At 63.5% G+C, this 12408-nt stretch carries 6 protein-coding genes; all 6 read left to right on the top strand.

What is annotated here, in order from left to right; genetic code table 11:
• Positions 1-82 precede the first annotated feature (82 nt).
• Positions 83-373: a transcriptional regulator gene (locus tag FF124_RS10140; protein WP_138748382.1), complete on the top strand. Its 291-nt coding sequence runs from the start codon at positions 83-85 to the stop codon at positions 371-373.
• Positions 374-556: 183 nt separating this feature from the next.
• Positions 557-3886 (top strand): transglutaminase family protein, encoded by a 3330-nt coding sequence (locus FF124_RS10135; RefSeq protein WP_138748381.1) that lies wholly within the window; start codon positions 557-559, stop codon positions 3884-3886.
• A 239-nt stretch (positions 3887-4125) separates the two neighbouring features.
• On the top strand, positions 4126-6522 hold the full coding sequence (locus FF124_RS10130; RefSeq protein ID WP_187326903.1) for a circularly permuted type 2 ATP-grasp protein: 2397 nt from the start codon (positions 4126-4128) through the stop codon (positions 6520-6522).
• A gap of 6 nt (positions 6523-6528) precedes the next feature.
• Entirely contained in the window at positions 6529-7425 is an 897-nt protein-coding gene (locus FF124_RS10125) for a transglutaminase family protein (protein ID WP_138748379.1), read from the top strand.
• A gap of 310 nt (positions 7426-7735) precedes the next feature.
• The gene (locus FF124_RS10120) at positions 7736-10198 is read left to right on the top strand and encodes a glycogen/starch/alpha-glucan phosphorylase (protein ID WP_138748378.1); all 2463 of its coding nucleotides are present in this window, start codon (positions 7736-7738) and stop codon (positions 10196-10198) included.
• Complete coding sequence (gene glgB, locus FF124_RS10115) at positions 10195-12408, top strand: 1,4-alpha-glucan branching protein GlgB (protein WP_138748377.1); 2214 nt, start codon at positions 10195-10197, stop codon at positions 12406-12408. Before FF124_RS10120 ends, glgB begins: the two co-directional genes overlap by 4 nt.

The raw sequence follows: 12408 nt of genomic DNA, 5'->3' as shown, positions 1-12408 counted from the left end.
CCGCGTCAATCGCCGGACAGCCAACTTTCAATTGCCGTCATCTTGTGAAAAGAAAGGCCGAACGGAAACGAGAGGCAGAAACATGATCGCTATTCCCGGCTACACCAGCGACGGCGAGCGCATGGTCTTCATCATCACCGGCAAGGTCTACCACGAATGGAACGGCGAGGCGGAAGTGCATGTGATCATCGCCGCCCCGGACGAGGATACCGCCGTGCGCAACACGCTGAACGCGCTGGCCAACGAAGGCTATGCCGAGGCCGATCTCGACCAGATCGGCCTGATCACCGAGATCCCGGACGAGGAGCCCCATGCCTCCGCCTACCAGACGGCGCTCGAGGGAGAGGTGGCGATCGTGAAGCTGTCCGGCTGACGGGAGGACGGCCGCCTTCCACAGCCGGAGCAGCCGCGTCCTCCGGAATCTCGCGCGCCGCGGGCAATCGCCCTTGCTTTATCCCCGTGCTTTGCCCACACTCGCCTGAACTAAATACAGGGGAACATCAAAGGGCATTTCCGGCGCTCTCCGGAGGTCCCTTTACCGCCGGCAAGGACAAAAATGTCAATCAAAGCAGCGATTTACCACCTTACCCACTACAAATACGACCAACCCGTCAATCTCGGACCGCAGATCATCAGGCTGAAGCCGGCCGCCCATTCGAAGACCAAGGTCATCTCGCATTCCCTGAAGGTCACGCCGGAGAACCACTTCGTCAACCTCCAGCAGGACCCCTACGGCAACTACCAGGCCCGCTTTGTTTTCCCCGAGCCGGTCACCGAGTTCAAGATCGAGGTCGATCTCGTCGCCGACATGACGGTCTACAATCCCTTCGACTTCTTCGTCGAGGAACAGGCGACCAAATACCCCTTCGACTATGACGAGGCGATCCGCGAGGACCTGTCGATCTACATCAAGCCCGAGCCGATGGGCCCACGGCTGAAGGCGTTCATGAAGAAGCTCGACCTTTCGCCCGGCCAGGGCACGGTCGACATGATCGTCGGCATCAACGCCCGCCTTCAGCACGAGGTCAATTACATCATCCGCATGGAGCCCGGCGTTCAGACGCCCGAGGAAACGCTGGAGCGGGCCTCCGGCTCCTGCCGCGACAGTGCCTGGCTTCTGGTGCAGATCCTGCGCAATATGGGTCTCGCCGCCCGTTTCGTCTCCGGCTATCTGATACAGCTCGAGCCGGATCTGAAGGCGCTCGACGGGCCGTCGGGCACCGATCATGATTTCACCGACCTGCATGCCTGGGCGGAAGTCTTCCTGCCCGGCGCGGGCTGGATCGGGCTTGATGCGACCTCCGGGCTTCTGACCGGCGAAAGCCATATTCCACTGGCCGCCACGCCGCACTACCGCAACGCCGCGCCGATTACCGGCGGCTATTTCGGCAAGGCGGAGACGAGCTTCGACTTCGACATGACGATCAAGCGCGTTGCCGAGCATCCGCGCATCACCAAGCCGTTTTCCGACGAAAGCTGGGAGGCGCTCAACGCGCTCGGCAACAAGGTCGACCGATTGCTCGAAGAAACCGACATGCGGCTCACCATGGGCGGCGAGCCGACCTTCGTCTCGATCGACGATTTCGAGGCCGATGAATGGAACACCGGCGCCGTCGGCCCGACCAAGCGCGGCCTTGCGGACGAATTGATCCGGCGATTGCGGCAGCGTTTCGCCCCCGGCGGCTTCCTGCATTACGGCCAGGGCAAATGGTATCCGGGCGAAAGCCTGCCGCGCTGGACCTTCTCGCTCTACTGGCGCAAGGACGACGTGCCGATCTGGAACAACCAGGACCTGATCGCCGAGGAAAAGCGCGAGATCAAGGTCGACGAGAATGATGCCGGCCGTCTGCTGCAGGCGATCGCCAACGAACTCGATGTCGATCCCGAACTCGTCACCCCCGCCTTCGAGGACCCGGCCGAGTGGCTGATCCGCGAGGGCAATTTGCCGGAAAACGTCGATCCGTCCAATTCGAAGCTGAAGAACGCCGAGGACCGCGCCCGCATCGCCAAGGTGTTCGAGCGCGGGCTGACGCGGCCGACGGGTTATGTCCTTCCGGTTCAGGCCTGGCAGGGCCGCGCCTCCGGCCTCACCTGGGTTTCGGAGAAATGGACGACGCGGCGCGGGCGCATCTACCTTATTCCCGGCGACAGCCCGGTCGGCTTCCGCCTGCCGCTCGATTCGCTCGCCTGGATCCCGCAGGCGCAGTACCCTTTCATCAATCCGCTCGACCCCTCCGTCAGGCGCGAGCCCCTGCCCGACTACAGGCGCGACGAGGGCCGGCCGCTGCCGCAGGCAAGCTTCACGCCCTTCGAGGAAAGCCCGCAGCCGGCCATGCCGGCCTCCGGCGCGTCGATCGGCGGTCATGTGCGCACGGCGATCTCGATCGAGCCGCGCGACGGCAGGCTCTGCATCTTCATGCCGCCGACGGTGACGCTCGAGGAATATCTCGACCTGATCGCTTCGGCCGAGCGCGCGGCCGAGAAGCTCGGCCTTCCTGTCCACATAGAAGGCTATCCGCCGCCGCATGACGAGCGCATCAATGTCATCCGCGTGGCGCCCGACCCCGGCGTCATCGAGGTCAACGTCCATCCCGCCGCCAACTGGAAGGAGTGCGTGGAGACGACGACCGCGCTCTACGAGGAGGCCCGGATGACGCGGCTTGGCGCCGACAAGTTCATGATCGACGGACGCCACACCGGCACCGGCGGCGGCAACCACGTCGTGGTCGGCGGGGCCAATCCGGGCGATAGCCCCTTCCTCAGACGTCCGGACCTGTTGAAGAGCGTGGTGCTGCACTGGCAGCGTCACCCCTCGCTCTCCTACCTGTTCTCGAGCCTGTTCATCGGCCCCACCAGCCAGGCGCCGCGCATCGACGAAGCCCGGCACGACGCGCTCTATGAGCTTGAAACGGCGATGGCGCAGATCCCGCATCCAAAGTCCGGTATTATGCCGCCGCTGCCGTGGCTGGTCGACCGGCTGTTCCGCAACCTGCTGATCGACGTCACCGGCAATACGCACCGCGCCGAGATCTGCATCGACAAGCTGTTCTCGCCGGACGGGCCGACCGGCCGGCTCGGCCTTGTCGAGTTCCGCGGCTTCGAAATGCCGCCGAATGCACGCATGAACCTTGCGCAGCAATTGCTGGTGCGGGCGCTGCTTGCCCGCTTCTGGAAGAACCCGCTGGAAGGCAAGTTCGTCCGCTGGGGCACGGCGCTTGCCGACCGCTTCATGCTGCCGCATTACATCTGGCAGGATTTCATGGACGTGCTGCAGGACCTCAAAGAAAACGGGCTGGAGTTTCGCCCCGAATGGTTCGAGGCGCAATTGCAGTTCCGCTTCCCCTTCTTCGGCGAGGTCGAATATGAAGGCAACAAGCTGGAGTTGAGGCAAGCGCTCGAACCCTGGAACGTCATGGGCGAACAGGGCGCCCCCGGCGGCACGGTGCGCTATGTCGATTCCTCCGTCGAGCGGCTTCAGGTGCGGCTTGAGACCCAGGCCCCGGAGCGCTACATCGTCACCTGCAACGGTCGCAAGGTACCGATGAAGCCGACCGGAACCAACGGCGTTTCGGTGGCGGGCGTGCGTTTCAAGGCCTGGCAGCCGGCCTCGGGCCTGCATCCGGTGCTGCCGGTCAACTCGCCGCTCACCTTCGACATTTACGACACATGGTCGGCGCGATCGGTCGGTGGTTGCATTTATCATGTTGCGCATCCCGGCGGGCGGAACTATGAGACCTTCCCGGTCAACGGCAACGAGGCGGAGGCAAGACGGCTTGCGCGCTTCGAGGCCTCCGGGCACACTGCCGGCGGCTATTCGGTGTTCAGCGAAACGCCGTCGCCGGAGTTCCCGCTGACGCTGGATCTCAGGCGCCCGGCAGGGCTTTGAGCCCGTCCGCAATCGGGTCAATTGCCTGAGTTTGCGTCAGAGAAGACAGTTGGAGCATCGAGGTCCATTCGCCCGATGCTCCCGCGCCGGCAGACGGGCGGCACGAACCCGCCCGACCGAACCGATTTGTGGCGGACACGGGATCCCTCCCCGCATCAGCGGCCGGGGTCTTTGACAATGGGCGGCAGGAAGCGCTCGCGATGGCAGAACCGAAGGCGGATATTTCCGCCGACAAGCATATGGCTGACGAGGACCACGAGGCGGAACCCGCCATCGCCTGGAACGCCCGGGACTACGTTCCCCTTAACGGCGTGCCAGACGAGATGGTCGACGCCGGGGGAAAGGTGCGTCCGGTCTGGCAGCCCTTCGTCAACGCGCTTTCCGGCATGACGGCGTCCGAGCTTTCCGAGCGGTTTGCCCGCGCCGACCGTTATCTGCGCGATGCCGGCGTGTTCTACCGCGCCTATGACGGGCAGGATGACGCCCGCGCCTGGCCCTTTTCCCACATTCCGGTGATCATCGACGATGACGAATGGCAGGGACTCGCCGACGGGTTGAAGCAGCGAGCCGATCTTCTGGAAGCGATGATGGCCGATTTCTACGGCGAGAACCGGCTTGTCGCCGAGGGTTTCATCCCGCCGGCGCTGGTCGCCTCCAATACCGAATTTCTGCGACCGCTCGTCGGCATCGATCCGCCCGGCGGCCATTACCTACACTTTGTCTCCTTCGAGGTCGGGCGCGGGCCGGACGGCAAGTGGTGGGTGCTGGCCGATCGCGCCCAGGCGCCCTCGGGCGCCGGCTTCGCGCTGGAAAACCGGGTTGCCGCCTCGCGCGCCTTTTCCGGCATTTACGGCGACATGCATGTCCGCCGCGTCGCCTCCTTCTTCGGCGCTTTCCGCGATGCGCTGCAGGGCGATCCGGCCGGCAATGAGGGCCGCATCGGCGTGCTGACGCCGGGGCCGGCCAACGAGACCTATTACGAACACGCCTATATCGCCCGCTATCTCGGCATCTCGCTTCTGGAAGGCGAGGACCTGATCGTCGTCAACGACCGGGTGATGGTGCGCACCGTGGCCGGACCGATGCCGGTCAGCGTGCTGTGGCGCCGTCTTGACGCCGGCTTCACCGATCCGCTTGAACTCAACCCGAATTCGCGCATCGGCACGCCCGGCCTCGTCAGCGCCATCAGGGCCGGCAATCTCACCATGGTCAATGCGCTTGGCTCGGGCATGGTCGAGACCCGCGCGCTGCTCGCCTTCCTGCCGGCGCTGTCGCGTCGCCTGCTGAACGAGGAGCTGAAGATCCCGTCCATCGCCACATGGTGGTGCGGCCAGGAAAACGAGCGTCGCCACGTGGCCGAAAATCTCGACCAGATGCTGATCGGCCCGGCCTATTCGCGCATGCCGTTCTTTGATGATTCCGGGCAATCCTTCACCGGCGAGCGGTTGCGCGCGCGCAAACCCGGTTCGGTTGCGCGCTGGCTCGACAAGCGCGGCCCCTGGCTCGTCGGCCAGGAAGCGGTCAAACTGTCGACCGCGCCCGCCTTCATCGACGGCAAGCTGGCGCCGCACCCCTTCTCGCTGCGCGTCTTCGCCGCCCGCACCCGCGACGGCTGGAAGTTGATGCCCGGCGGTTTCGCCCGCATCGGCTCTTCCGATGACGTGGCCGCGATCGCCATGCAGTCAGGCGGCAGAGCTGCGGACGTCTGGGTCGTGAGCCAGACGCCGGTCGCGCGCCCGACGCTTTTGACGCAGGAAAGCCGCATCCCGCGCAACAAGCCGGCAAACCTGCCAAGCCGGGCCGCCGACAACCTGTTCTGGCTTGGCCGCTATATCGAGCGCGCGGAAGGCAATCTGCGCATCCTGCGCGCCTGGCACGGCCGTTTTGCCGAGGTGGACGATCGCGGCCAGGCGCTTCTGACGCGGGTGGAAGCCTATCTCGACCAGATCGGCCTCGACCTTTCCGAGGCTGCCCTGCCGCCGAGCCTCCTGCGCGATATCGACAGCGCCGTCTATTCCGCCGGCAATATCCGCGACCGCTTCTCGCCCGATGGCTGGCTGGCGCTGAACGACCTGTCGAAGACCGCGCGACGCTTCGTCGACCGGGTCAAGCCCGGCGATGACGCCGCCCATGCCGTGACCGTGCTGCTGCGCAAGCTTGCCGGATTTGCCGGTCTGGTGCACGAAAACATGTACCGTTCCACGGGCTGGCGTTTTCTCTCGATCGGCCGCTATCTGGAACGCGGCCTGCACATGACCCGGCTTCTGGGCGAGCTTTCCGGCGAGGATGTGCCCGACGGCGCGCTCGACATGCTGCTGGAGATCGGCGACAACGTGATGACCCACCGCCGCCACTACAATGTCTATACCGATCACCTGACGATCACCGATCTCCTGGCGCTCGATCCGCTCAATCCGCGCTCCGTGCTGTTCCAGCTGAACCAGATCCTCGCCGAGGTCGAGAAACTGCCCGACCACGGCTACCCGACGCAGATGTCGCCGCTGCACCGCGAGACGATGCGGGTGCAGTCCGGCCTCGCGGTGATGACCGCCGAAACGGTGTCGACCGATTATTACATGACGCTGGAACGCGATTTCGAGGCGCTTTCCGACTGTCTAGCCCGAAACTATCTGTGAGCGACGATGCTTTACGACCTCTCCCTCAAGATGGAATACCGCTACGACACGCCGGCCTCGCTCGCCCGCCACATCACCCGCGTGATGCCGCTCTCGATTGCCGGGCGTCAGCGGCTGATCGCCGGCCATGTGAAGTTCGATCCCGAGCCCGACGAGGAGCGCGGCTTCATCGATTTCTTCGGCCATCCGGCGATCGCCACGCTGGTCAACCAGCCGCATCAGCGCTTTGCCATCATGATGAAGGCCCGGGTCAGCATCGATGCGCCGCGCACCATGCTGGAATTCGCCACCACGCTGGCAGAATTGAAGGGCGAATATGACCGCGTGCTCGATCTCGGCCGGGATTCGCCGCATCATTTCATCGGCCCGAGCCCGCGCATTCCGCTTGACCGGAAGATCGGCGCCTACGGCCGAAGCCTCGCGTCCGCCGACAGCAGCGTCTACGCCATCGCCAGGACGATCTGCGCGCGGATATTCGAGGATTTCGCCTATGACGGCGAGGCAACCACCGTCGACAGCACGCCGGCCGAAGCCTTCGCGCTGCGCCAGGGCGTCTGCCAGGATTTCGCCCAGGTGATGATCTCTGCGCTCCGCATGATCGGCATTCCAGCCGGCTATGTCAGCGGCTATCTGCGCACCATTCCGCCTCCGGGGAAACCGCGCCTCGAGGGCGCGGACGCCATGCATGCCTGGGTGCGGGTGTGGTGCGGCAACGCCACCGGCTGGGTCGAGTTCGATCCGACCAACAACATGGAGGCCGGCGCCGACCATATCGTCGTCGGCTATGGCCGCGATTATGGCGACGTGGCGCCGGTGCTCGGCATGATGAAGACATATGGCGAGCACCAGGCAACCCAGGCCGTGGACGTGATCCCGGTCCAGCAGCCCCAGGCCGCGCTCTGACGCATCGGCGTGTTGCCGCGCAATATCAGGGGCCGCCTTTCGCGCAGCGGCTGTTGTCCGCTGCCTCCGCCTTCCGAGCCCGCAACGGCGGACTGCCATCTTGCTGCCGCACGGCGGCGCTTAATACGGCGGCATTTGATGGCACGGCGAGAATTTCCGACGCCAACTCATAGGTTTGTTGCAAGTGCGTCATATCAGTGCATAAATTGAACGCAAGGATAAGAGCATACCGGTCCTCCTGAGCGGGGAGACTGTTTTACGGCGCCGCATATTTCGAAAATTCCAGCCATTGTTTGACGGAAAAAAGCCAATGAGCAAATTGACCCATCCCGACCTGCCTCTGCCGACGCCCCGCCCCTATGACGTTGACGGCCTGGCCGCCGACATTCTGGAGAAACTGACGTACCAGGTCGGAAAGGACACGATCGTCGCCCAGCAGCATGACTGGCTGCGCGCGGTCATTCTGGCGGTGCGCGACCGGATCACGGACAAGTGGATGGAATCGACCCGCAAGACCTACGAGGCCGGCTCCAAGCGCGTCTATTACCTCTCGCTGGAATTTCTGATCGGCCGGCTTCTGCGCGACGCCATTTCCAATCTTGAAATGATCGAGGCGATCAACGAAGCTCTGGCCAAATTCGACGTCAGCCTTGCCGAACTGGCCGGGCTCGAGCCGGACGCCGCGCTCGGCAATGGCGGTCTCGGCCGCCTCGCCGCCTGTTTCATGGACTCCATGGCAACGGTCGACGTGCCCGCCTATGGCTACGGCATCCGCTATGTGAACGGCCTCTTCCGCCAGGAAATCGCCGATGGCTGGCAGGTGGAGCTGCCGGAGAACTGGCTTTCCCACGGCAACCCCTGGGAGTTCCACCGCCGCGAAAGCACGCATGAGATCAATTTCGGCGGCAAGGTCGACATCATTGAGGAGGCCGGCAAGGAGCCGCGCTATGTGTGGAAGCCGGCCGAACGCATGATCGCCGAGGCCTATGACACGCCGGTGGTCGGCTGGCGCGCCAAACGCGTCAATACGCTGAGGCTGTGGTCGGCCGAACCGATCGACCCGATCCTGCTCGACAAGTTCAACGCCGGCGACCATATCGGCGCACTGCAGGAAAGCACCAAGGCCGAGACGCTGACCCGCGTTCTCTATCCGGCCGACGCCAACCCGGCGGGACAGGAACTGCGCCTGAGGCAGGAATATTTCTTCTCCTCCGCCTCGCTGCAGGACATTTTGAACCGGCACATGCAGCAGTTCGGCGATATCACGCTTCTGCCGGAAAAGGCCGCCATCCATCTCAACGACACGCATCCCGCGATCGCCATCGTCGAAATGATGCGTCTTCTGGTCGATATCTACGATGTCGAGTTCGATGACGCCTGGGAGCTGACCGTCGGCACCTTCGCCTATACCAACCACACGCTTCTGCCGGAAGCGCTGGAGACCTGGCCCGTGCCGCTGTTTGAGCGCCTTTTCCCGCGCCACATGCAGTTGATCTACGCGATCAACGCCAAGATCCTGCTGAAGGCCCGCAAGGAGGCAAATGCCACCGATGACGCCATCCGCCAGATCTCGCTGATCGACGAAGGCGGCGAGCGGCGCGTGCGCATGGGCAATATCGCCTTTCTCGGCTCGCATTCGATTAACGGCGTCTCGGCGCTCCATACAGAACTGATGAAAGAGACGGTGTTCTACAATCTCCACCGCCTTCATCCCGACCGCATCAACAACAAGACCAACGGCATCACCCCGCGACGGTGGCTCAAGGAGTGCAATCCGGGCCTCACCAGCCTGATCCGCGAGGCGATCGGCGACGATTTCCTCGATGACGCCGAAGAACTGCAGGCGCTCAACAGCCTTGCCGAGGACTCGGCCTTCCAGGACAAGTTCTTCGCCGTCAAGCGCGCGAACAAGGTGCGCCTTGCCAATCTCATCGGCGAACGCATGGGCACCCGCATTGATCCGTCGGCGATGTTCGACATCCAGATCAAACGGATCCATGAATACAAGCGCCAGCTTCTGAACATCATCGAGGCGGTCGCGCTCTACGACCAGATCCGCTCGCATCCGGAAATGGACTGGGTGCCGCGCGTCAAGCTCTTCGCCGGCAAGGCGGCGCCGAGCTATCACAACGCCAAGCTGATCATCAAGCTCGCCAATGACGTCGCCCGCGTCATCAACAACGATCCGGCGGTGCGCGGCCTTTTGAAGATCGTCTTTATCCCGAACTACAACGTCTCCACGGCCGAGGTGATGATCCCCGCCGCCGACCTTTCCGAGCAGATCTCCACGGCCGGCATGGAGGCTTCGGGCACAGGCAACATGAAATTCGCCATCAACGGCGCACTCACCATCGGCACGCTCGACGGCGCCAATGTCGAGATGCGCGACTGGGTCGGCGCTGAAAACATGGTCATTTTCGGCCTGACGGCCGAAGAGGTTGAACAGGCGCGCGCAAAAGGTCACAATCCCCGCGAAATCATTGAGGGTTCCAAGGAGCTTTCGCAGGCATTGTCGGCCATTTCCTCGGGCGTGTTCTCGCATGACGATCCCGGCCGCTACGGCGATCTCATCAGCGGCCTGTACGATCACGACTGGTTCATGGTCGCTGCGGATTTCGATGCCTATGCCGCCGCCCAGCGCGAAGTCGACGCCATCTGGAACGATCGCACCGCGTGGAACGTTAAGGCGATAAGGAATACTGCCCGTATGGGGTGGTTCTCGTCCGACAGGACGATCAGGGAGTATGCACACGATATCTGGAGTGCTTTATGAAAAAGCCGGAATCAGACGATCCGGAACGGGCGCGGGGCGATGCCCCGTCGCGGGAGGAAATTAACAGTGTCCTGAATGCCACGCACGGCGATGCTTTCTCCGTGCTCGGCATCCACGATATCGGTGGCAGTCACGTCGCGCGGTGTTTCCTGCCCGGGGCGGAAACCGTCGAGGCCTTCGATCTCGACGGCAAGCCCCTCGGCAAGCTCAAATGCCTCGATGAAGCCGGCTTTTTCGCCGGTCCCGTCGACATCCCCGGCTTCGTGCCGATCCGCTACCACGCCACCCGCGGCGGAGCGGAATGGACGGTGACCGACCCCTACAGTTTCTGGCCCGTGCTCGGTCCGATGGACGACTATTACGTCCGCGAAGGCTCGCATCTGAGACTGTTCGACAAGCTCGGCGCCCACCAGATGACCCATCAGGGGGTAAAGGGCTTCCATTTCGCCGTATGGGCGCCGAACGCCCGTCGCGTCTCCGTTGTCGGGGCCTTCAACGGTTGGGACGGCCGCCGCCACATGATGCGGTTCCGCCGCGATTCCGGCGTCTGGGAGATTTTTGCGCCCGACGTCGAACCCGGCCAACCCTACAAGTTCGAGATCATCGGCGCCGACGGCAATCTCATGCCGCTCAAGGCGGACCCCTTCGCCCGCCGCAGCGAGCTGAGGCCGCAGACCGCATCGCTGACGGCGGCCGATCTGGAACAGGAATGGGACGACGAGGCGCACCGCGAACACTGGGCAAGCGTTGACCGGCGTCGCGAGCCGATCTCGATCTACGAGGTCCATGCCGGCTCCTGGCAGCGCCATGATGACGGCTCATTCCTCTCCTGGGACGAACTCGCCGACCGGCTGATCCCCTATTGCGCGGACATGGGCTTTACCCATATCGAGTTCCTGCCGGTCTCCGAATATCCCTACGACCCGTCCTGGGGCTACCAGACGACCGGGCTTTATGCGCCGACGGCCCGCTTCGGCGAGCCGGAAGGGTTTGCCCGTTTCATCAATGGCTGTCACAAGGTCGGTATCGGCGTCATTCTCGACTGGGTGCCCGCCCATTTCCCGACCGACGAGCATGGCCTCCGTCAGTTCGACGGCACCTCGCTTTACGAGCATGCCGATCCGCGACAGGGCTTTCATCCAGACTGGAACACCGCGATCTATAATTTCGGCCGCACCGAAGTCGCCTCGTTTCTTCTGAACAACGCGCTCTACTGGGGCGAGAAGTTCCATGTCGACGGGCTAAGGGTCGATGCCGTCGCCTCGATGCTCTATCTCGACTATTCGCGCAAACACGGCGAATGGGTGCCGAACGAATATGGCGGCAATGAAAACCTCGGCGCCGTCCGCTTCATCCAGGAGACCAACAAGGCCGTCTACGGCAATCATCCGGAGATGATGACGATCGCCGAGGAATCGACCGCATGGCCCAAGGTCTCACAGCCGGTGCACGAAGGCGGCCTCGGCTTCGGCTTCAAGTGGAACATGGGTTTCATGCATGACACGCTGAGCTATCTCGCGCGTGAGCCGATCTACCGCAAGCATCACCACCAGGAGATCACCTTCGGCCTGCTCTATGCCTTCGCTGAAAACTATGTGCTGCCGCTCTCCCATGACGAGGTCGTGCACGGCAAGGGCTCGCTGATTGCCAAGATGGCCGGCGACGACTGGCAGAAATTCGCCAATCTCAGGGCCTACTACGCCTTCATGTGGGGCTATCCCGGCAAGAAGCTTCTGTTCATGGGCCAGGAATTTGCCCAGTGGAGCGAATGGAGCGAGGCGCGCGGGCTTGACTGGAACCTGCTCGACTACCCGACCCATGAGGGTATGCGCCGCCTGGTGCGCGACCTCAACTTCACCTACCGCTCCAAGAAGGCGCTGCATGCGCGCGACTGCGAGCCGGAGGGCTTTGAATGGGCGATCGTCGATGATCACGACAATTCCGTCTTTGCCTGGCAGCGCAAGGCGCCGGGCGAGAAGCCGATCATCGTCATCTGCAATTTCACGCCCGTTCCGCGCGAGGACTATCACGTCCCGCTGCCGAAGGCCGGCGTCTGGCGGGAAATCCTGAATACCGACGCCGAAATCTACGGCGGCAGCGGCAAGGGCAATGGCGGACGCGTGCGCGCCGAAGTCCACGGCCATGGCGGCATTTCCGCCACGCTGCTCTTGCCGCCGCTTGCAACCATCATGCTGGAACCGGAAGACTGA

It is taken from the genome of Martelella lutilitoris, from assembly GCF_005924265.1.
GTDB classification, from domain to species: Bacteria; Pseudomonadota; Alphaproteobacteria; order Rhizobiales; family Rhizobiaceae; genus Martelella; species Martelella lutilitoris.
Note: the sequence above shows the minus strand (reverse complement) of the source record. Positions and strands in the feature narration are given on the sequence as shown.